General features: G+C 48.1%; 22 protein-coding genes. 1 reads left to right on the top strand and 21 read right to left on the bottom strand.

All coding sequences use genetic code 11. The features are described from left to right. The 13 genes from NE619_RS11720 to NE619_RS11660 all read right to left on the bottom strand — a co-directional run. The coding region (locus NE619_RS11720; protein WP_256132607.1) for an N-acetylmuramoyl-L-alanine amidase at positions 1-1,426 on the bottom strand (1,426 nt) is incomplete at its 3' end. Between the two features lie 260 nt (positions 1,427-1,686). After that, on the bottom strand, positions 1,687-1,869 hold the full coding sequence (rpmF, locus tag NE619_RS11715) for a 50S ribosomal protein L32 (RefSeq protein ID WP_148395258.1): 183 nt from the start codon (positions 1,867-1,869) through the stop codon (positions 1,687-1,689). A 140-nt stretch (positions 1,870-2,009) separates the two neighbouring features. Next, positions 2,010-3,212 carry an acetate/propionate family kinase gene (locus NE619_RS11710; protein WP_256132606.1) on the bottom strand — a complete coding sequence of 401 codons (1,203 nt, stop codon included), beginning with the start codon at positions 3,210-3,212 and terminating at the stop codon, positions 2,010-2,012. A gap of 87 nt (positions 3,213-3,299) precedes the next feature. Further along, on the bottom strand, positions 3,300-4,460 hold the full coding sequence (locus NE619_RS11705; protein WP_256132605.1) for a nucleotidyltransferase: 1,161 nt from the start codon (positions 4,458-4,460) through the stop codon (positions 3,300-3,302). A 7-nt stretch (positions 4,461-4,467) separates the two neighbouring features. Then, a complete protein-coding gene (locus NE619_RS11700; protein WP_256132604.1) occupies positions 4,468-5,382 on the bottom strand; it encodes a hypothetical protein in 915 nt (304 codons plus the stop codon). 76 nt (positions 5,383-5,458) lie between these two features. Then, positions 5,459-6,034: a hypothetical protein gene (locus NE619_RS11695; RefSeq protein WP_256132603.1), complete on the bottom strand. Its 576-nt coding sequence runs from the start codon at positions 6,032-6,034 to the stop codon at positions 5,459-5,461. 11 nt (positions 6,035-6,045) lie between these two features. Further along, positions 6,046-6,531, bottom strand: coding sequence for a pantetheine-phosphate adenylyltransferase (gene coaD / locus NE619_RS11690; protein ID WP_256132602.1), 486 nt, complete (start codon positions 6,529-6,531; stop codon positions 6,046-6,048). A 54-nt stretch (positions 6,532-6,585) separates the two neighbouring features. Continuing rightward, positions 6,586-7,128, bottom strand: coding sequence for a 16S rRNA (guanine(966)-N(2))-methyltransferase RsmD (rsmD, locus tag NE619_RS11685; protein ID WP_256132601.1), 543 nt, complete (start codon positions 7,126-7,128; stop codon positions 6,586-6,588). A gap of 47 nt (positions 7,129-7,175) precedes the next feature. Then, positions 7,176-7,925 (bottom strand): hypothetical protein, encoded by a 750-nt coding sequence (locus NE619_RS11680; RefSeq protein ID WP_256132600.1) that lies wholly within the window; start codon positions 7,923-7,925, stop codon positions 7,176-7,178. Between the two features lie 176 nt (positions 7,926-8,101). After that, positions 8,102-8,302 carry an alpha/beta-type small acid-soluble spore protein gene (locus NE619_RS11675; RefSeq protein ID WP_256132599.1) on the bottom strand — a complete coding sequence of 67 codons (201 nt, stop codon included), beginning with the start codon at positions 8,300-8,302 and terminating at the stop codon, positions 8,102-8,104. A gap of 210 nt (positions 8,303-8,512) precedes the next feature. After that, positions 8,513-8,713, bottom strand: coding sequence for an alpha/beta-type small acid-soluble spore protein (locus tag NE619_RS11670; RefSeq protein WP_256132598.1), 201 nt, complete (start codon positions 8,711-8,713; stop codon positions 8,513-8,515). A gap of 90 nt (positions 8,714-8,803) precedes the next feature. Next, positions 8,804-10,846: an ATP-dependent DNA helicase RecG gene (recG, locus tag NE619_RS11665; RefSeq protein ID WP_256132597.1), complete on the bottom strand. Its 2,043-nt coding sequence runs from the start codon at positions 10,844-10,846 to the stop codon at positions 8,804-8,806. Then, positions 10,847-11,233: an Asp23/Gls24 family envelope stress response protein gene (locus NE619_RS11660; protein WP_256132596.1), complete on the bottom strand. Its 387-nt coding sequence runs from the start codon at positions 11,231-11,233 to the stop codon at positions 10,847-10,849. Between the two features lie 94 nt (positions 11,234-11,327). On the opposite strand from NE619_RS11660, the gene NE619_RS11655 reads away from it, so the two are divergent. Continuing rightward, complete coding sequence (locus tag NE619_RS11655) at positions 11,328-11,522, top strand: hypothetical protein (RefSeq protein ID WP_256132595.1); 195 nt, start codon at positions 11,328-11,330, stop codon at positions 11,520-11,522. Positions 11,523-12,106: 584 nt separating this feature from the next. On the opposite strand, the gene rpmB is transcribed toward NE619_RS11655, so the two are convergent. The 8 genes from rpmB to NE619_RS11615 form a co-directional block, all read right to left on the bottom strand. Then, positions 12,107-12,298, bottom strand: a complete 192-nt coding sequence (gene rpmB / locus NE619_RS11650; RefSeq protein ID WP_256132594.1) for a 50S ribosomal protein L28 — start codon at positions 12,296-12,298, stop codon at positions 12,107-12,109. 115 nt (positions 12,299-12,413) lie between these two features. Further along, positions 12,414-13,757, bottom strand: a complete 1,344-nt coding sequence (locus tag NE619_RS11645) for a butyryl-CoA:acetate CoA-transferase (RefSeq protein ID WP_256132593.1) — start codon at positions 13,755-13,757, stop codon at positions 12,414-12,416. Between the two features lie 157 nt (positions 13,758-13,914). Continuing rightward, positions 13,915-14,472 (bottom strand): hypothetical protein, encoded by a 558-nt coding sequence (locus NE619_RS11640; RefSeq protein ID WP_256132592.1) that lies wholly within the window; start codon positions 14,470-14,472, stop codon positions 13,915-13,917. Further along, positions 14,465-15,247: an ion transporter gene (locus tag NE619_RS11635; RefSeq protein WP_256132591.1), complete on the bottom strand. Its 783-nt coding sequence runs from the start codon at positions 15,245-15,247 to the stop codon at positions 14,465-14,467. Before NE619_RS11635 ends, NE619_RS11640 begins: the two co-directional genes overlap by 8 nt. Positions 15,248-15,262: 15 nt before the next feature. Then, positions 15,263-16,012: a hypothetical protein gene (locus NE619_RS11630; protein WP_256132590.1), complete on the bottom strand. Its 750-nt coding sequence runs from the start codon at positions 16,010-16,012 to the stop codon at positions 15,263-15,265. Positions 16,013-16,034: 22 nt separating this feature from the next. Then, positions 16,035-17,123: a hypothetical protein gene (locus tag NE619_RS11625; protein WP_256132589.1), complete on the bottom strand. Its 1,089-nt coding sequence runs from the start codon at positions 17,121-17,123 to the stop codon at positions 16,035-16,037. Between the two features lie 229 nt (positions 17,124-17,352). Next, positions 17,353-17,877, bottom strand: coding sequence for an anaerobic ribonucleoside-triphosphate reductase activating protein (gene nrdG, locus NE619_RS11620; RefSeq protein WP_256132588.1), 525 nt, complete (start codon positions 17,875-17,877; stop codon positions 17,353-17,355). Then, entirely contained in the window at positions 17,874-20,222 is a 2,349-nt protein-coding gene (locus NE619_RS11615; RefSeq protein WP_256132587.1) for an anaerobic ribonucleoside triphosphate reductase, read from the bottom strand. The genes nrdG and NE619_RS11615 overlap by 4 nt, the downstream gene beginning before the upstream one ends. Positions 20,223-20,430 lie beyond the last annotated feature (208 nt).

Genomic DNA, 20,430 nt, shown 5'->3' with positions numbered 1-20,430 from the left:
TGGTTTTGATCTGTCCCCACTTGCCGTCCTTTGTCTTGGCTTTCAGCTGGTAAACCGTGTTTTTCTTGGCTTTGCCCATAGATTTGGAACTGGTGCTGTAGCTCTTTCTCATGTTCAGGCTGCTCACGGTTACCTTCACTTTCTGGCTATTGCTCACAACCTTTGATGACGAGCTGCCGGAAGATGAAGAACCGGAATTTACGTTTGAATCGGAACTTCCGCCGGAGCTGCCGGAGGATGAGCCGACGCCCTCAGTGATTCCATAGTAGTCCGCGATTACTTTGGCTTCCGCTTCGGCCATCTTTTTCAGATTGGCGTTACTGGACAGCCATTTGGTCGCCGCCAGATTGGTATGGAAGGAGTGCTCCAGGATCATACCCTTTGTACCAACTGATTTGGAACCTCTGAGTACGCCGTAGTATTCGGTCTTGCCGTCGCTGTTGAGTTTTTGCCATATTTTATATCCCTGCTTCGTATTCATTGTGTTTTCAATGGTCTTACCCAGGTTCTTGGCAAGCTTGTCCCCTGTATTGCCCTTCTGCGTGATGATCAGCGGGTAATCGGAGGTTTTGGAAGAACTGGAATTGGAGTGGAGGGATAAAAAGAGGTCATAGCCTTTGGCTGCTGTACCGCGGTTATAAACGTTCATGTCTTTGGCCTGGCTGCTGCGGGTTACGCCCACATAAAAACCACCGTACTCCTCAAGCGCCGCTTTCAGATAGTTGTGCAGCGCCCAGCTCATGTTGGATTCATAGTAACTGGAGTAGACCGGGCTTCTGTTATATTTTCCGTAATGGCCTGCGTCCAGCATGATCCGGACCTGTTTCTCGAAAACTGCCTTTACCGTATGGTCCTCCTTAATATTATCCAGCGTATATGTAGCTTTCGCGCCTGCGGATTTACCGTCCACCTGCAGGTCGGAAAGATAATAGCCGCTTTTCGGCGCCGCGGTAATGGTCATGGAATCATTTTCCGTAACGGTTTTTCCTGCCGTGATGGTTCCCTTTGAAGAAGAATTCACAGAAGTCGTGACTTTGTATTGAGCCAGCTTGGCAAAATTCGCCGTTACTTCCGTATCTTTTTCCGGTTTGAAAGTCCCGGAAACGGTTCCGTAAGGATCAGCGACATTGACGGTCTGCTCATCAATCGCAATACCGGTCGTCTTATATCCCTTTTCCGGCGTCACAGTATAAGTAACTTCCGTTTCACCGGTAGCTTTATCGGGATTTACTTTTACAGTACCTCCCTCTTCCGGCGCGGCTTTTGCCGTAATGACAAATTCCGTACTTGCTGTGCCGGGATTGTCATCGCCCTGTGGCTGTGTTTCTCCGCTTTCTTCAGCAAAGACGCCCGGAGCGAAAGCAAAGGCCGATGTCACCATGCATGCTGTCACTAAAATGCTTAATACTCTGTTCCTAATCTTCATTATGTTTACCTCTTGATAAATAATATTTCCTATATTTCTATATAATAACAATTACATTATATAATTGAACTGTTAGAATTTCAAGCTTTTCATTTTAAGAAAGGAGCTTCTATTCGAAAAAATTCGCTAAAATCCGTCATTTTTAATAATATATTATGTAAACAAAACTATATCTTGTGTAGTCTGTTTTCCATACAACAAAAAAGAAAAAAAGAAGCATCGTATTATGCGACACTTCTTTACGGTTACCAATATTTCAATTAAGCTTCGGAAGCTACGACTTCCTTGCCGTTGTAGTAATTGCAATTTGGGCAAACTCTATGTGGAAGCTTAGGCTCGTGACACTGCGGACAGATTGAAAGTCCAGGTGCGGTCATCTTCATATTTGGTGATCTTCTCTTATCTCTTCTTGCTTTCGAAGTTTTCCTCTTAGGTACTGCCATTTTCTACACCTCCTTTTTGCTCATTTGTGTGTAAAATCGTTTTACAACTCCTCAATTATATAGTCAGTTGGACAAATTGTCAACCAATTATTTGTAAAGTGCGGAAATTATAGCATCCGGCTTTGCAGGATACGGCCCTTTTAAATGTTTACTTTACAGAGTCTGTAAGTGTCTCTTGCGATCATCAGCTCTTCATTGGTTGGGATGAGGATGATCTTAACTCTGGAATCGTCTCTGGAAATGATCATTTCCTTTCCTCTTACCTTGTTCTTTACCAGGTCGAGCTTGATTCCCAGGTTGCCCATATCGTTACAGATGATGTCTCTCATGGAGATATCGTTTTCACCGACGCCGGCTGTAAATACGATGGCGTCTACGCCGTTCATTTCCGCGATGTATGCTCCAATATAGGATCTTACCTTATGAGCAAACACTTTGATAGCCAGCAGCGCTCTTTCGTTGCCTTCCGCAGCGGCTGCTTCCAGGTCTCTGAAATCGCTGGATACGCCGGAAATTCCCAGCACGCCGGATTTCTTATTGAGGATTTCGTTGGCTTCACCCTGCGCCAGACCTTCTTTTTCTCTGATATAAGTAACGATGGCCGGGTCGATATCGCCGGATCTTGTACCCATTACCAGTCCTTCCAGCGGTGTGAATCCCATGGAAGTATCCATGCAGACACCGCGTTTGATAGCGGATACGGAAGCACCGTTGCCCAGGTGGCAGGTGATAATTTTCAGATCGTTGATATTTACGTTCATAATATCAGCCGCTCTTTCAGCTACATATTTATGACTGGTTCCGTGGAAACCGTATCTTCTGATACCATACTTTTCATAGTATTCGTAAGGGATTGCGTAAATATAGGATTCCGGAGGCATTGTCTGGTGGTACGCCGTATCGAATACCGCTACCATCGGTGTATCCGGCATCAGCTCCCTGCAGGCAGCGATTCCCAGGAGGTTAGGCGGATTGTGCAGCGGAGCCAGCTCTACGCACTCTTCCAGAGCCGCCAGCACTGAATCATCGATTACAACGGATTCCGCGTATTTTTCACCGGCGTGTACAACACGGTGTCCAACAGCGCCGATCTCTGACATGTCTTTTACTACGCCGTGATCCGGATCGATGATCGCGTCCAGTACGTGGCCGATGGCGTCCTTGTGGTCCTCCATCGGAGTAACCAGCTTGAATTTATCCATGCCGATCTTTTCATGGGTAATCACAGCGCCTTCCATACCGATTCTTTCTACGAGCCCTTTTGCTTGCAATACTTCAGTTGTCATATCGAGTACCTGGTATTTCAGTGAAGAACTACCGCAGTTGATAACTAATACTTTCATTCAATTTTCCTCCATCTTGTGATTTAATAAAAACAACATTTTATATTATAATCCCATTACATGGGATTTTCAAGCAAATTGTCCCTGTCAGTCTCCCCGGATATAAGGATGCCGTACATAATCGCAGTTTTCGTACAAACTTGCTCCTGTAAGGAGATTGTACATATCCGAAGCCAGGATGTCTTTTTCACAAAGGCCCGGCAGTGAAGCGACTTTGTTGATGTTGGTGATTACCGGAATTTTTGCTGTCTTTTTTATTTCCCTGAGCAGCCGCGTACCGCCGTTTCCCGCCGCCAGAACCCTGGCATATAAGCTGCCGTCCAATGAGGTAAGGTCCATGAGAATCTGGCACAGTATCCGGCTGATCCGTGTCTTGGGATAGCGTTTGGAAGCGATTTTCTCAACCAGGCTTTCCAAGTTATCCGCTCTGCGGATCTGGTCTTTGATCCGGTTTTCCAGCCCCTCTCCCACCGAAAAAATCTGTGCCAGCCGGTCGGCAGACCGGGAAAGAACAGCCCCGCGAATCAAATCGAAATAACCTCGCAGCGGCGGAGCCTGCCGCAGAGCCTCTGCCGTTTCCTGAGGAACGTACTGATCGACCTGTCCCGGATCCAAGTGGTTTCGAATCGCTGTAGCGCTTGCAATTCCTGCCTTTGGCTCCTTATCCAGGTAGCCCGCCCCTTTTCGGTTTACCATAACAAATTTTATGGAGCTATTGTGTAATTGCAATTGTTTCAGGTATTCCAAAGCTAAGATGTTGTTGGGTGTGACGGAAAGCTCCGAAAACCGCGGGCCCATGATTTGTGCCAGGGCGGATTCCCGGGCTTTTGCATAGGAAAGACCTGCGTCCAGATTCTTTTTCAGCAGGCTGCGAAACGCATCCGGCTCTTTTGCCAGATAGACCGCTGCCTGCCGCAGTTCGTCCGGATGCCCCTTTTCCGCTCCGAATCCCAGATGTGTCACACAGCCCAGGCCTTCTAAAATGCCGATCCCTCCCCGGGCAAAATATTCGGCGCTGTTCACCGCGTAGGCAAAAGGAAGCTCCAGCACCAGATCAACACCGCACTCCACAGCGATCCGGCTCCTGGCCCATTTATCCATGATTGCAGGTTCTCCCCTCTGGGTAAAGTTACCGCTCATGACCGCAACTACAAAATCAGCCTCTGCTTTTTCCCTGCACTGCCGCAGATGGTAAAGATGACCGTTGTGAAACGGATTGTATTCAGCTATGATTCCTAAAACATTCATATAGGTATCATAACACACACCCGCAGAGAAGCAAAGCGATTATTCCCGCCAGAATGGCATGGGTCAGCTTTGTCAGCGCAAAATACGGCAGGCCGACTCCCGATCCCGACAGCATACTCATGGACTGGCCGATAATGGAAAGACCTCCCCAGGAGAGAACAAAGGTACAGAGCACGCATTTGAGGCTCATGGAAAGCCCGATGCATTCCGACAGCGCCCCGCAGCCCACCGTCATTTCGAAGAAACCCTTTGCCAGCGCTTTCAGCGGTGGATACCCGATCCAGCTGAACAGTCCTCCCATATGCATCAAATCCGTGAGGAACATGAACAGGATAATATAGGCCAGAATGATGGCCAGAGATTTGAAGGCAGAAAGAATCGCATCGGTGAATATTTCCAAAAGGCCCTGATTTCTTCGATTCTGAGGGGCCGCAGCGGCAGGCTCTCTGCTCTTTTTTCTGAAAAAGAAGGAATAAATCATGCCGTTTAAAACCGCACCCAGATAGTGGGACACGGCGATCAGGATTCCCGCGGCCGCAGAGCCCAGCATGCCTACGCCAACGGCCCCCACCATAAAGGTTGGACCGGAGGTGCTGCAAAAACTGATAAGTCTCTTTGCCTCTGCCCGGGAAATGGTATGTTCTTTTCGCATATCGCCTATGATCTTGGCCCCCATCGGATAACCGGAGAGAACGCTCATGGCAAAGGGAAACATACTCGGGCGAATCACCCTCACCGCACCCATATAGTTGAGGAAATTGGCGCAGATAAAAAACGGCAGCAGCGCCGGCAGAACGCTCTGCGCCCACAGATAAATCCCTTTCTGCGCAGAATAGATGGCGATGGATGGAAATACGACCATGAAGCCGCAGCAAGCTGCGGCCAGCAGGCCTGCGATTATATAATTTCTTTTTCGGCTCATAAAAATATCCATGATTTATGGTATTCCCAAAATCATGGATATATGTGTGCTTTCACTGAGCAGGATAAAAGAAAACTTACTCGCCGCTCTGATCTTCCTGATGTGGCTCCGCCTCCTGCATGGTGTCGTCTTCGTTCATCTGAGTACGGTAAGCCATCTCCTTGATCTCCTCCCTGTTGTTGGAAAGAGTCGCGTTGATATCGGTAAAGGTTTTTTCAATCGTACCGAACATATCTCCGAAATAGAGCGCATTGAGCTGCTCCATCTTTTCCTGAAAGTTGAAGAGGATGCTGTCCACGTAGTCGTAAGTGCTCATTTTCAGCTGTTTGGCGGTTTCTTCCGTCACACGCATCAACTCGTCGGCACGCAATTTTGCCTTGACCGTGATATCGTCGTTTTCCACCAGAGCTTCTGCCTGTCTCTTGGCATCGGCAATCACTGCTTCGTATTCGTTTTTCGCTTCTGCGATAATCCGTTCTCTTTCATTTTTAATCCACTGCGCCTGCTGGATTTCCTCAGGCAGTTCGTGCCGGATTTCCCTTACGATCTCCAAGAGTTCCTGCGCGTCCACCATAATCTTACCTGTCAGCGGAAACCCTGAGGCAGTATCGACAATTTCTTCGATTTCTTCTAGCAGTTCTAATACCTTCATTCGTATCCTCCCTAAACCTTATTTTTTTTATCCATATATTCTAAAATGATTTCCGGGATCAGCCCTTTTACGCATCCGCCCAGAGAATGTACCTCTTTAATCATGCTGGAACTGAGGAAAGAGTAGCTGGGACTGGTCATCAGAAAAATCGTTTCTACGTTTCCTTCGTACAGCCTGGCGTTCATCTGCGCCATCTGTATTTCATACTCAAAATCGGTGGTGGCGCGCAGCCCTCTCACCACCACATCGAATTGGTTTTCGTTGACATAGTCCGCCAAAAGACCGGAAAAGTGATCCACCTCCACGTTGGGGAGATCAGCCGTTACTTTCTGTATCATTTCCTTTCGTTCTTCTAAAGTGAACAGCGAATTTTTCGAAGGATTGACGATCACGCCGATCACCAGCTTGTCGTATAGCTTTGCGGCTCTGGTAATGATATCGAGATGTCCGTTGGTGAGCGGATCAAAAGAACCGGTATATAGGGCCTTATTTTCCATATATGTATCCTCCGTTGTCATATAGTGTATTGTATCACAAAGACGCCGCCGATATCAACCATAGATTGATATTACAACGGTTCCGTACTTTCTTTCTTTGATTTTTACATAATCTGCAAGCTGCTCCGGCAGCACTTCTTCTTTTCTGTGCTCCGCTACGATTACGCCGTCTTCCGCCAGCAGTTCCTCCCTGCGTATTATTTCAAAACATTCCGGTAAAAGGCCTTTGTTGTACGGCGGGTCCAACAGGAATATATCGCATGGGGTATTCATTCTCCCCAGGACCTTTCGAAAATCCCCGGCCAGTACGGTGGAATAGTCTTCCGCTCTGCAGTAGCTGATATTCTCCCGCAGCAATTTCAGGCTGTCCCTGGAACTATCGCCGAACCAGCAATGCTCTGCGCCCCGGCTGAGGGCTTCCAGGCCCAGATTGCCTGTCCCTGCGAAAAGGTCACACACGTTGCTCCCGACAAGCTCCACATGGCTGTTGAGAATGCTGAAAATCGCTTCCTTTACTTTATCAGTGGTGGGTCTTATTTTATTGTCAAGCGGGGAATAAAGCCTTCTCCCCTTGTAATCTCCTGCTATAATTCTCATTTTTTCACCTCACGAATTAGTATTCTACCACATTACACGCCATATGCCTAGTGCAGGATTAGCGCATCTTTTTTTCGAATCAGCAGATAGATGCTGAGAAGGATATCCGGAGAGACAAAAATCATAACAAATAAATTAAACACGGTTAAAAGCAGTGAATCCTCAAACGATGCTTCCGCTCCGTATGTAAACGTCATCCTAACGACCTGCAGCACGTATTGTACCAGGTAGAAAGCAGCGGCGTATTTGAGCCAGATCGCGTCTCCCTTCCTTCTTACAAATTTTATGGATACTGCCAGCAGCACCACGACCAAAATGCTGAGAAGGACCGGTACAACAGGCTCTCTATCATCAGTCAGGTACACTGCAGCCGTGTAAACAAGCTCAAGGATCTGATAGCAGAGCATCCCGCCGTACAGCAGCAGAGCGGCAATGGAAATCCAGTCCCTGGATTCGTCCTTTGCCTGACAAAAACAGATCACGCAGAGGATGGCGCTGCATATTATAGAGGGTTCACCCCAGCTAAAAGTAAACTCCTCTATCACAAACAACACAGCGGCCGGCAGCAACAGATTTGGCTTTCCGCATAGAATAAATAAAACGATTAAAATAAAACATACTGCGCAGAGCGCCAGATGAGTCATATCCGTTATAAGAAGTTCATCCTCATATACCTCGTCTGCTATGTAGTCCTGAAATGACGGGATCGCATAGCTCCCTAAATTAAACATACCAACCGCCGTAACCACCAGCAGAATCCCGGGCAACGCCTTTAACCTTCTCTTTTCCTTATCCATTGTTTCCTCCCCTTTACACATATCACTCACACTTGTACTCAGTATATTCAAACTTGTAAAAAATTGCAAGAGAACCGAGAAAATCCCTGAAACGAAAAATATCCACCGAAAAAGGTTTCCAGTGGATATCTCTCATTTTCTTTCTTAGACTTTGTCAGTCAGCTTAACCCTTTCGGTTATTTTCCGGCTAACTGCTGTTCAGCCATTTCGACTAACCGCTTAGTCATATAACCGCCGACATAACCGTTCTGTCTTGCAGTCAGGTTGCCCTTGTCGATCTGGTCATAGTTTGCCATTCCCAGCTCGTTTGCGATTTCAGTCTTGAGTCTGTTTAAGCCAGGTTTTGCGTCTGAATAAATTTTTTCCTGTAATGACATGTTTCTCACCTCCTGTACGCTATTAATTTAACCCGGGACAGAGAAACTATGTCATGTAATAATTGCACGCGTTCTCTCCTTTTTCCAACGTTTCCAGCGATTTTCGAACGCTTTTTCGTTAAAAGAGAAAAATATCCACCGAAAAAAGTTTCCAGTGGATATCTCTCATTTTTGCATATTAACCTTTTGTGTTAATTTACCTGTTTTTGGTTATTTTCCGGATAACTGCTGTTCAGCCATTTCAACTAACTTCTTAGTCATATAGCCACCGACATAACCGTTCTGTCTTGCAGTCAGGTTGCCTTTGTCAGTCTGTTCATAGTTGGACAGACCCAGTTCGCTGGCAACTTCTGTCTTTAAGTTGTTTAAACCAGGTTTTGCGTTTTCATAAATCTTTTCCTGTAATGCCATGTTATCTCACCTCCTGTACGCTATTAATTTAACCCGGGGAGATGAAAGTATGTCATGTAATAATTAGATTTAATCCCTGCTTTTGGTATCTTACAGCTTTAAAGAAAAATCTTCGCCGAAAAGCTTTGCGATACGCTTTTTCAAGCCTGCGTATTTTTCGCTTTCAAGGAAAGGATCTTCGGAAATGATGAGATCCGCCTCTTTTTTTACGTCATTTAAAATTTTTATATGCTTTGCCAGATCGGCTATGGAAAGATCCGGAACACCGTGCTGGCGGGTACCGAAGATCTCGCCCGGTCCCCGAAGAGCCAAGTCCTGCTCAGCGATATAAAAGCCGTCCTGTGAGTCCGCCATAATTTGCGCCCGCTGCAGGGCAATCTCCGAAGTTCCTTTGGAAATCAGCACGCAGTAGGATTGATGAGAGCCTCTTCCGACTCTTCCCCTGAGCTGATGGAGCTGGGCCAGTCCAAAGCGTTCTGCGTTCTCAATAACCATGATCGTGGCGTTGGGCACATTAATTCCCACTTCAATAACCACCGTGGACACCAGCACCTGGATCCGGTTCTCATAAAACTGTGTCATGACTGCGTCTTTCTGCTGTTGCTTCATGGCTCCGTGCAGCAGTGCCACTTCCTGATCCGCGAATCTCGCTTTCAGTTCTTCATACAGCTCTTCTGCCGACTTTACGTCCAGAACCTCCGATTCATCGATGAGAGGTGCCACCACATAGGCCTGACGTCCCTTTCTCAGCTCTTTTTCCACAAAGCCATAGCAGTGGTCCCTTTGGTTTTCATCCACCGCCCTGGTGATGATTTTCTGCCTTCCCGGAGGAAGCTCGTCAATCACGGAAACATCCAGATCGCCGTAGAGAATCACTGCCAGAGTTCTTGGGATCGGTGTTGCCGTCATGACCAGCACATGGGGATTGTCTCCCTTTTCGCTGAGCGCGGCCCGCTGCTTTACGCCAAAACGGTGCTGCTCATCGGTAATGACCAGGCCCAGCTTATGGAAAACCACATCCGGCTGGATGATGGCATGAGTCCCCACCAGAATCTGAATCTCTCCTGAAGCCAGCTGCTCCAGAACCTCTCTTTTTTCACGGGCAGTCATGCTGCCGGTCAGCATGCCCACCCGGATTTCGTGATCGGCAAAATTGCGGGACAGACCTGCGTAATGCTGCTTTGCCAAAAGCTCCGTGGGCGCCATGAGGACGCCCTGGAAACCGCTGCGAACCGCTTTGTACAGCGCGATCTCCGCTACGGCTGTCTTACCGGATCCAACATCGCCCTGTACCAGACGGTTCATTACTCTGCCTGATTCCAAGTCTTCTGTGATCTCCGCCACAACTCGCTCCTGTGCTCCCGTCAGCTCGTATGAAAAAGTACCGATGTATTCCTTCACATCCGCCTCTTTTGAAAAGACCAGACCGTTTTTTCCGCCGACTGTTTTCTGCTTTGATGCCAAAAGCCCGGTTTGCAGAGCCAAAAGCTCATCGAATATCAGCCGGTACTTTCCCTGCAGGAGAGGCTTTTTGTCTTTCGGAAAATGTACGTTACAAACCGCGTACTCCAAATCGCACAGCCGGTTTCTGAGGATCAGGTCTTCCGGCAGGTATTCCTCCATTTCGGCAGCCGCGCTGAGCGCTGTTTTTTGCCAGAGGCGCATTTCTTTCTGGCTGATGCCCGAGGTTAGAGGATAGACTGGCAGAATCCCCTGCATCAGTCCCTTTTCACTGACTGAAAAATCCGGATGTATCATCTGCGTCTTTCCATAATTGACAGAAGGCTTTCCAAAAAAATCAAACTGTTTTCCCACTTTGAACGTATCCGCGAGATAGCGGGCATTAAAAAAAACGACTTCCAGCCGGCCGCTGTTATCGCTGACCAGGAGCCGCAGGATCTGCTTTTTCCCCCTTCGGTACGGATCTTTAATGACCAGCTCGATCTTTGCCCGTACAAAGGCCGGCCGGTCTTCCTGCAAATCGGCGATAGCGCAGAAAGCGCGCCGATCTTCGTAATCTCTTGGAAAAAAGGTCAGCAGATCTTCGATCGTGCGTATTTCCAGCTTTTCCAAAGCCTGCGCCTTTTTCGGCCCGATGCCCTTCAGGACCGTTACCTTTTCCGTAAGCTCCATTTATCTGCTCACCTCGATATGTCTTCTGGCAATATTCTTGGAAATCATTCCGGTCACGACCACCGCCACACTGTTGGGTTCAATGCCAAGAGATTCTTTCATTTTTTCATGGATATCATCCACCAGCTGATTGGTCACCTGGGTGATGCTCGTTCCAAAGCGCAGAACCACGAAAACTCTCAGATCCAACCCTTTTTCACCGGAGTTAATCTCCATGATGCTGGTATCGTCCATTCCGCCGAATCTGGATACGATGCCCGGAACTTTTCCCTTGTGATTGGAAATAATCACTTTGCCGTCAAACTGCTCCACAGCTTCGATCACGATTTTGCCAATGGCATTTTTTGAAACCGTAATTGTCCCTAAATCCGTTTCTACTGTAAACAAAGTTCTTCCTCCTCATAGTTTAATCCATTTTAGCATATTTAAACCGCTTTGCACAACCGATGGATCTTTTGCATAGAATAAAAAAGGTGATGCTATGAATCGGAATAAATGCAAAAAGAATAAACGAAGGAAGCCGCCGGCCGGCCATCAGGATATCCGCGATCTCGGTTTTATCCTGCTGGTCTTCGGCGTAGTTACGATCTGCGCTTTTTTCCTGCCTGTAAAAGCATGGATTCTGCTTTTAGGCGTTCTGTTGCTGATCTGCGGGATACGGCTTTATTATAGATAGGGAGGCAACCTGCCTATCGCTCCGGCCATTGGTCCTCGCCCGCTTTAAAACGCGGATGCTGCGGAGATGGCCTGCGTGATACAGGAGCCGCCTTGGAGATGATATAGCTTTGGATGTTTGGCGCATAAACTTGATATGATGGTTTGGAAAATATGGGAGATGACCCTGATCTGCTGAGGCATTGACAGGTTAAAAGCGCAGTTTATGTTCCATTGGGCGCTTTTTGCGGTAAACTGGAACATAAAGCAAGCTGATTCAATCTTTCAAAATCACTATTTTGCTCCTCTTTGGATATTTGTATGAATAAATTTGTGCTTCCAATCTCGAAATCGCTCCAATTTGTTTTCTCTTTTTACACAATTCGAAGAAAGTATGTTCACATAACAGCCTTTTCGTGCCATCTGGAACATAAAACGGCATTTGGTGTTTTTTTGAAGATCCTTGAAAGCAAAACAAAGCCTGCTTCGCCAATTCTTTCCGGCGGTAGACTTTGTTGATATTCCGGAAATATCGTAAAACGATATTTCCTACATAAATAAAAAAGAAGCCGCTACGCAATCTGCATAACAGCTCCTGATTTTTCGTTAAATGGCACGGTTTACTTTGTTTGACCGGATACATCTGGTACAAACATTGGCTCTTCTAACTTTTCCGTCTTCTTCAATTCTAATGTTCTGAATGTTAGCGTTCCATTTTCTTCTCGTGTGTCTGTTTGAGTGGGACACGTTGTTTCCGGAAACCTGGCCCTTACCGCAAATTTCACATTTTCTTGACATCTACCGCACCTCCTTTAAGTATCTTAAGCTTTCGCATGATTCCATATTGATCCGAGTGGACTCGAACAAATGACATTATACCACAAGGAATCTTCTGGTACAAGGATTTTTTCCTTTATTTTTTATTGGATTTACGCCATATGCCCATTTTTTCCGCTTCCTTAATCAGTTCTTCGCGAAAATCCGGATGAGCGATACTGATAATCTTCTCCGCCCGCTGCCAGGTGGACGCGCCTTTGAGGTTGACTTTTCCAAATTCAGTTACCAGAAAATGCGTGTTGGCCCGGGTATCGGTGACAATGGAGCCGGGCGCCAGGGTCGGCCTGATTCTGGATTTCAGTTCCCCGTCCCTGGTTTTGAATGTCGCGGAACAGCAGATAAAGCTTTTGCCGCCGTCAGAAAGATAAGCGCCCAGCACAAAATCCAGCTGACCGCCGGCGCCGCTGATATGCTTGATACCTGCCGACTCCGCGTTGACCTGTCCGAAGAGGTCGATATCCACCGCATTGTTGATGGACATAAAGCGGTCAATCTGAGAGATGGTCCGCACATCGTTGGTATAATCCACCGGCGCGCTCATGCACTGAGGATTGTTGTCAATATAATCGTAAAGCTTTTTCGTTCCTGCGCCAAAGGCGTATACCTGGCGAAAGCGGTCGATATTCTTGCGGGAACCGTTTATCTTGCCCGCTGCCGCAATATCCACGAAAGCATCCACGTACATCTCCGTATGTACACCCAGATCTTTTAAATCCGAGTCTGCGATCAGGGAACCCACTGCGTTGGGCATGCCGCCGATCCCCAGTTGCAGACAGGCACCGTCGGGAATTTCTTCCACAATCAGCTTTGCCACGGTTTTGTCCACTTCCGTCGCAGGACCACCCGCGCCCAGTTCATTGATGGGAGGGTTGTTTCCTTCCACAATCATATCCACCGCTGAAATATGAATGGCTTCTTCTTTTCCTCCCAGACACCGGGGCATGTTCTCATTGACTTCCACAATGATTGTCTCCGCCTGCTCGCACATGGCCATCATATGGGAGGCGCTGGGTCCGAAGTTAAAATAGCCGTGCTGGTCCATAGGCGCAACCTGGAACATCGCCACCTGAACGGCTCCCGTATTTTCCCGGTAATAGCGGGGCAGCTCCGAATAACGGATCGGCGCATAGAACGTATCGCCATCGGCCATCATCTTCCGCTCCACCCCTGACATGTGCCAGGAATTCCAGATAAAATGCTCCGCCGTATCCGGCACCTGCATAATCGCCGGATTTTTGAAAAGGATTCCGCCCCTGACCTTTACATCGGTCAGCTCCCGGTAACGCTTTGCCAGAGCCTCATCCAGAGAATCAGCCGTGCCCGCGCACCATCCAAAATCCACCCAATCCCCGGATTTTACACATTTCACCGCTTCGTCCGCAGTGGTAAGTTTCTCCTTATACTGACTTCTAAAGTCCATTGCTACACCTCCTGCTTGTTTCTTTTTTCACAATTTAGACAGTATACTACACCGGAAGGGTTATGGCAACAGCATTTTATGATTATTCTCAAATATCTGATAACTCCATTTGCGTCATCAAAAAAGAACCGGCTCCAAACAAAACCGGTTCCTTCTGCTATTTCCTTTTTTCTTTTGGCGTCAGCTTGAACAAAATCGGCAGCAGACAGGCCAGAATCACGCCATCTATAACTTTCAGAACCAGCGTGCCAAACAGTACGCCCGCCGCATGGCCCGCACCCAGATTATCCATGGCCCACTGCATGAAATAGGACTCCCAGCCGCTGTCCAGATGGCCCTTTGCCCGCCACAGCGACAGGCCCCCTGACATAAGCGTTCCCATCACAATATATACGCCGCCTGCCAGCGGCAGCCTGCGCCATAGAAGCTGCCCGTTTTTCCGGAGGATACAGCCAAAACAAACGGCCGCCAGAGCGCCGGTAAAATAATAGAACAGCGCGTCCATGCCATAAAATGCCGTGGCCTGGTAAAAATTTGTCGCCAGCGCCACGATCAGCCCTGCCGCCGGTTCCAATACCACTGCTGCGTATCCGGTCCCAACGGAATCCAGCCACATGGGCAGATGGCAGTAATGAGCTACCGCATAAAGCCCCAGATTGAGAGCAACGCTGACAATCATCAGGATCACATACCGTTTTACCTTTTGTCTATTCATGATCCCCATCTCCCCTTTCTTTCGAAAGTTGGCTCTCCGCTTCACGCAGCTTTTCCTTCAAGCGTTCCTTTTCTTCCAGGTCCTTGTTCAATTCATCCATAAACCCGGCAGTCACAATACTGGCCGGCATGGCGATCACCGCAACACCGAAAAGGGATGAAATCATACTGATGATCTTCCCCACCTCCGTAAGGGGATAAATATCTCCATAGCCTACTGTGGTCAAAGCGGTTGTCGCCCAATAGAGCGCGTCAAAGAAGGACGGGAAACTCTCCGCCGGTTCGTAGGAAAACATAATCAGCGCGGATATAAAGATATATGCTACCGCCAGTACCAAAACAGAAACCAACAGCTTTCTCTGTTTGCTGAACACATTTACGATCCGTTCAAAACTCTTGGAATACTGGAGAATTTTCGCAAGGCGCAAAAGCCTCAGCGCCTGGAAGCTGGCAGGAATCAGCCCTACCGATGGCAGAATTCCCAGCATGTCCATGATGGCGAAGGGGGTGATGGGGTAGAGAATAAAAGCCCACGGACTTTTCATGTTCGATTTAAAGTCAAAGGTAATCCATCTCAGTACATAATCGACGAACAAAAGATAGACGCTGACTACCTCGACAATTTTTAAAACTTCCTGAACCTGCTCTGACGGGTCGCGGAATACCATAGGCACGATACTGATGATCGCCACGCACATGATAAACCAGTCGTACCATTGGCTGATCCTGTCTCCCGGCTGAGGTTTTGCGATCAGCCTGTAAATATATTTTCTCACCTGGCCGCCTTCTTTCTATTTCTGTTCCGGAGCATCCGCATTTTCGACAACCTCATCCGCTTTCTTTTTCTCCAGCTTCTGCTGCGCCTTTTCAATCAAATGATCTTTTTCCGTCTGAAACTCCTCTTCCGCTGTATCCTTGACAATTACACATTCCGGCAGCGGGTCCTCGATATCAAACAGCTTGGCTACGGCCTGTGGACGATGCTTGAGAATACCGTAAATCGCAAACAGGATAATCGCTTTATCGATCACGTCCATAGCAAAGAAAGTCACTGCGCTGACAAACGGCCGCGGCAGCATGATATCCGTCAGCAGACTCATCAATTCGGCTCCGGCTACGCTCAGAGGCGTAAAGCGTCCGAACAGCGCGTAGTATTCCGGCATTCTGATGCAGGTATCGATGAAACAGATTGTCAGAATCCCAAACAGCACGCCTTTGATGTTTCCAAAGAAACCCAGACGTACATACGTGCCGAAGCTGGCCGCAACGGCAATCACCGCGATTCCCTGGACCAGAATAGCAAGATCTCCGCCAAGACACAGCTGGGCGACAATTTCTACTACCGCCAGAATAGCCCCGTATCCTGGACCGCCCACACAGGCTGCCATCAGCACACCGGCGTTATTGAGGCGGATCGGCAGCGCGATATTTTCAGCTATCGTATAAGTCATGAACATATCGAAGACAAAGAGCAGGACCATCAGCAATATTTTCCGATAGCTCCAGGTTATATCCATAAGGTTGGTCTTATATTCTTTCATATCGTTTTTCCTCCGTCCTCATCTACCACATATATGCTGCGACCGGCATCAGAATATGCCCCATCACAACGATGAATAATAGAATAAAGGTAACAATTCTTCCATACAGAGCCGCAAACTTGTTATCCTTGTATTTGTTTCGGACTCGATTGATATTGATGATTACAAAGGCCCCTGCCAGAATCGTCAGCACGCCCCAGATGTTTACATATTCCAGCAGCCCGGTCTGAAGGGCATCCGGCAGCAGATTGGCGCCGACCATAATATTGGAAACCGTACCGAAGAGAGCCGCCGGGATCATGCTCAACGGATCCACCTGATGGAAGGTACAGATAAACAATGTGATAAACACCCACAGAGATGTGCCGAATAAAGCGATAAAGCATTTGAGATAGAGGCCGAAGCTATCCCGGTTGATCTCAATCTGGGTCATGAACTCAGAAGTAACGGCAGCCCTTTTTACACCAGGTTCTCCATAGGTGGTCGTATACTCGTTGGTATAGATCGCGTTGTCAAACCGCTTAAGATCATATCCGGCCGAACTGAGGGATGGGTTTACCGCACAGTTTTCTCCATCCACTTCCAAAACCACGCGATCAATGGAGTGATTGGGTTCTATGTAAAATCTCAGCTGATGGGATTCCAGTGGAAACCGTTTTGTCCAGAAATTCTTAAAGACACTTACATCCAGCGTACAAAGCTGATAATGAAGGCCGTCTGCTCCCACTTCGTCCGCCAGAGTGGTAATTGAATTGATGGTCCCATTGTAAACGCCGAAATTGTTCACCATATCCAGGTCATCGTCGCCGTACCATTTAAACCACACTCTGGAAACAACCCGGAAGGAACTGTTTTTCATATCGATCTGCTTGATGTTCTCCACATAAGAACCTGTTTTCACGTGTGTCGCGTTTTTACTGAGTTTCTTCACATATGCTTCATCCTGCACTTGATTCAACATGGCATTCTGCCAATAATCCTCTTCGGCAGCCTTGTCCGTATACAGCGTCCAGGTCGTATACCCCAGGAGCAGGCTTCCCAGAATCAACAGAATCAGCACCCAGAAAATCAACTTTTTCAGCTGCCATTTTTGAAACACAACCTTCTTCATTTTTTCACCTCATTCTCGCAATATCGGGGGTTCTGCCGCCAGGGCAGTCCCGTACAGAGTATCAACCCATACGTTCGAAATTTTACGGCCAGACCTTACAAATTTCAACAAAAATACAGATAATGTAAATTTTTTACCAATATCGCCGCAAAGGCTACTTATATATTTTGTGAATGAGTCGTTTTCGGACAAAACAAAAACCCGCTCAATGCGGGTTTTTCGTATAAATTCAATTGTACTGCTGGGCCAGTACCACCCGGCCTTCTTTTCTGGTCGCAGCCATATCAATGATCCTCTGGTTTCTGCTGCCCCGGAACTGAAGGGTCAGATCCTTTTCATCCTTTATGAAGGGGCCGTCGATCAGAAGATCGGTAGCATCGAGCAGATGTTCGATTGCTTCATTTTCCGCAGTCATTTCCTGCAACTGCTCGTAGGTGTATCCGGTAAAGGTAACGATATTCAGTCCCCGTTCCTTCACGCCCTTTGCCAGCTCAGTGAATGCTTCGGGCTGACAGAAAGGCTCTCCGCCGGTAAAGGTGACACCTGCCAGCAGCGGATTCTTGTCGATCTCCTCAAGGAGCCGCCGGATCTCCACATCCTTTCCGCCGCTGAAATCGTGAGTAGCCTGGTTGTGGCATTCCGGACAGCCGTGGGGACAGCCCTGACAGAAAACGGCAAAGCGAAATCCCGGCCCGTCTACGATGGATTCCCGGACAATACCCGCCAGACGGATGGTTTTTTGTTTCTCTGTCATAGGGTTTCATAGCCTTCTTCCACATCATGTTTTACCCGGTCCTGCTCTTCCGCCGCCTTGGCGTTGTTAAAGCGGTCTACGGTTCCCACCAGATATCCGGTGATTCTTCTGATCCGTTCAAAGCCCACGTCGCCGTCTTCCTCCGTCCTGTGACAGTGGGGACACTCATTGTCAATGATCCCGGTGTAGCCGCATACCGGATCCCGGTCCACAGGATGGTTGATGGAGCCGTAGCCGACACCGCTCTCCTTCATGCACCTTACGATACGCTCAAAGGCGTCCAGATTCTTGCATGGGTCCCCGTCCAGCTCCACATAGGTGATGTGTCCCGCATTGGTCAATGCGTGATACGGAGCCTCCAGCTTGATCTTATCAAAGGCCGAAATGTCATAGTATACCGGTATATGAAATGAATTGGTGTAATATTCTCTGTCTGTAACGCCCTCGATCTCACCAAAGCGTTCCCTGTCCATTCTCACAAATCGTCCGGAAAGGCCCTCCGCGGGAGTTGCGATCAATGTATAATTGAATCCGGTGGCTTCCGTGGCTTCATCCATTCTCTTTCTCATAAATCCGATGATCTCCAGTCCCAGACTCTGTGCTTCTCTGCTTTCGCCGTGATGCTTGCCGATGAGGGATTTGAGACACTCCGCCAGCCCGATAAAACCGACTGTCAGGGTTCCGTGCTTGAGCACTTCGGCCACGGAATCGTTGGGTCCCAGCTTGTCGGAATCCAGCCAGATTCCCTGTCCCATAAGGAACGGATAATTCTTCGCTTTTTTGGACGCCTGTATCTTATAGCGCTCCATCAGCTGATCGGCGCAGAGCGCCAGCTTGCGGTCCAGTTCCTCGAAGAAAAAGTCAATGTCGCCATGCGCCTTGATTGCGATGCGCGGCAGATTGATGGAAGTAAAGCTCAGGTTTCCCCTGCCGCCGACCACTTCTCTCTCGGGATCGTAATGGTTAGCCATAACTCTGGTCCTGCATCCCATGTACGCGACCTCGGTATTATGGTCGCCCTCTTTATAATACTGGAGGTTGTACGGTGCGTCGATAAAGGAAAAGTTCGGGAACAGCCTTTTGGCGGAAACCCGGCACGCCAGCTTGAAAAGGTCGTAGTTGGGGTCCTCAGGGTTATAGTTGACGCCTTCCTTAATCTTGAAAATATGGATCGGGAAGATGGCTGTTTCGCCGTTGCCCAGGCCCGCTTCCGTAGCCAGCATGATATTCTCGGTGACCATCCTGCCCTCCGGAGAAGTATCGGTTCCGTAGTTGATGGATGAGAAAGGAATCTGAGCGCCGGCGCGGGAGTGCATGGTGTTCAGGTTATGTACAAATGCCTCCATCGCCTGATAGGTAGCCCTGCGGATTTCCTTATTGGCGTACTTGGTCGCCCTTTCCTGCAGCGCGTCGATCTCTTCTTCATCGCAGAATTCTTTTAGATATTCCCGCTCTTTTTCTTTATATCCGTTATCGTCGGCCAGGATCGGGCAGATGTCGTATTTTTCCTGAATCTCTCTTCCGATGGCTTCGGCCTTATCCACCCCCTCTTCCACATCAAAGAGAATGTCCATCATCTTGCCCAGGTTCTTCCAGTAAAGCTTGCGGTAAGTTTTCTTGACGCCGTTGGCCATTCCGTAGTCAAAATACGGGATGCTCTGACCGCCGTGCTGGTCGTTCTGGTTGGACTGGATGGCAATGCAGGCCAGGGCCGCGTAGCTCTGAATATCGTTGGGCTCCCGCAGGAAACCATGTCCTGTGGAAAAACCTCCGTTGAAAAGCTTTTCAATGTCGATCTGACAGCAGGTGGTGGTGAGAGTCAGAAAATCCAGATCGTGGATGTGGATGTCACCCTCCCTGTGGGCCTTGGCGTGCTCCGGTTTGAGAACGAACATCTCGTAAAACTGTTTTGAGCCCTCTGATCCGTACTTGAGCATAGTGCCCATGGCCGTATCGCCGTCTATATTGGCGTTTTCACGCTTGATATCGTTATCCGCGGCTTCTTTAAAAGTCAGATCTTCATAGATCTTCATCAGTCGGGTGTTCATATCCCGCACTCTTGTCCGTTCCGCCCGATAGAGGATGAATTCCTTCGCTGTCCGGGCATGTCCGTTTTCAATCAAAACTTTTTCCACCGCATCCTGAATCTGCTCCACGGTGGGTGTATCGTTGTGGCGAATCTCAGCGAGATACAGCTCAACCTGGCGAGCCAGATACATGGCCGTGTCTTTATCTTTTCCTCCCAGGGCCCTCGCCGCTTTGTAGATCGCCTCTGCGATCTTGTCCACATCAAAGTCCATTGTTCTTCCGTCGCGTTTTACAATTTTTCTAATCGATGGTTCCATGCCAATACTCCTTCATAATTAGTCTAAAATCTGCCGAAAATCATTCATTTCAACTGTTTTAACGCTTTCTGCGCCATACTATATCTTGTGGTCTTTCCGAAGCGTCCTTTAAAAATTATACATGGTTTAGATAACAAGTCAATATGATTATGATGTTTGTCCATGTATTTTTTTCGACAATCTTCTCCAATGGGCAAAAAAAGAAACC

The organism is Anaerovorax odorimutans, assembly GCF_024459955.1.
GTDB lineage: Bacteria > Bacillota > Clostridia > Peptostreptococcales > Anaerovoracaceae > Hominibacterium > Hominibacterium odorimutans_A.
Note: the sequence above shows the minus strand (reverse complement) of the source record. Positions and strands in the feature narration are given on the sequence as shown.

What these genes read in the sequence shown, in the direction of transcription:
- rpmF (WP_148395258.1), bottom strand. Translation starts at nt 1,869, where the DNA reads ATGGCAGTACCTAAGAGGAAAACTTCGAAAGCAAGAAGAGATAAGAGA.
- NE619_RS11710 (WP_256132606.1), bottom strand. Translation starts at nt 3,212, where the DNA reads ATGAAAGTATTAGTTATCAACTGCGGTAGTTCTTCACTGAAATACCAG.
- NE619_RS11705 (WP_256132605.1), bottom strand. Translation starts at nt 4,460, where the DNA reads ATGAATGTTTTAGGAATCATAGCTGAATACAATCCGTTTCACAACGGT.
- NE619_RS11700 (WP_256132604.1), bottom strand. Translation starts at nt 5,382, where the DNA reads ATGAGCCGAAAAAGAAATTATATAATCGCAGGCCTGCTGGCCGCAGCT.
- NE619_RS11695 (WP_256132603.1), bottom strand. Translation starts at nt 6,034, where the DNA reads ATGAAGGTATTAGAACTGCTAGAAGAAATCGAAGAAATTGTCGATACT.
- coaD (WP_256132602.1), bottom strand. Translation starts at nt 6,531, where the DNA reads ATGGAAAATAAGGCCCTATATACCGGTTCTTTTGATCCGCTCACCAAC.
- rsmD (WP_256132601.1), bottom strand. Translation starts at nt 7,128, where the DNA reads ATGAGAATTATAGCAGGAGATTACAAGGGGAGAAGGCTTTATTCCCCG.
- NE619_RS11680 (WP_256132600.1), bottom strand. Translation starts at nt 7,925, where the DNA reads ATGGATAAGGAAAAGAGAAGGTTAAAGGCGTTGCCCGGGATTCTGCTG.
- NE619_RS11675 (WP_256132599.1), bottom strand. Translation starts at nt 8,302, where the DNA reads ATGTCATTACAGGAAAAAATTTATTCAGACGCAAAACCTGGCTTAAAC.
- NE619_RS11670 (WP_256132598.1), bottom strand. Translation starts at nt 8,713, where the DNA reads ATGGCATTACAGGAAAAGATTTATGAAAACGCAAAACCTGGTTTAAAC.
- recG (WP_256132597.1), bottom strand. Translation starts at nt 10,846, where the DNA reads ATGGAGCTTACGGAAAAGGTAACGGTCCTGAAGGGCATCGGGCCGAAA.
- NE619_RS11655 (WP_256132595.1), top strand. Translation starts at nt 11,328, where the DNA reads ATGAATCGGAATAAATGCAAAAAGAATAAACGAAGGAAGCCGCCGGCC.
- rpmB (WP_256132594.1), bottom strand. Translation starts at nt 12,298, where the DNA reads ATGTCAAGAAAATGTGAAATTTGCGGTAAGGGCCAGGTTTCCGGAAAC.
- NE619_RS11645 (WP_256132593.1), bottom strand. Translation starts at nt 13,757, where the DNA reads ATGGACTTTAGAAGTCAGTATAAGGAGAAACTTACCACTGCGGACGAA.
- NE619_RS11640 (WP_256132592.1), bottom strand. Translation starts at nt 14,472, where the DNA reads ATGAATAGACAAAAGGTAAAACGGTATGTGATCCTGATGATTGTCAGC.
- NE619_RS11630 (WP_256132590.1), bottom strand. Translation starts at nt 16,012, where the DNA reads ATGAAAGAATATAAGACCAACCTTATGGATATAACCTGGAGCTATCGG.
- NE619_RS11625 (WP_256132589.1), bottom strand. Translation starts at nt 17,123, where the DNA reads ATGAAGAAGGTTGTGTTTCAAAAATGGCAGCTGAAAAAGTTGATTTTC.
- nrdG (WP_256132588.1), bottom strand. Translation starts at nt 17,877, where the DNA reads ATGACAGAGAAACAAAAAACCATCCGTCTGGCGGGTATTGTCCGGGAA.
- NE619_RS11615 (WP_256132587.1), bottom strand. Translation starts at nt 20,222, where the DNA reads ATGGAACCATCGATTAGAAAAATTGTAAAACGCGACGGAAGAACAATG.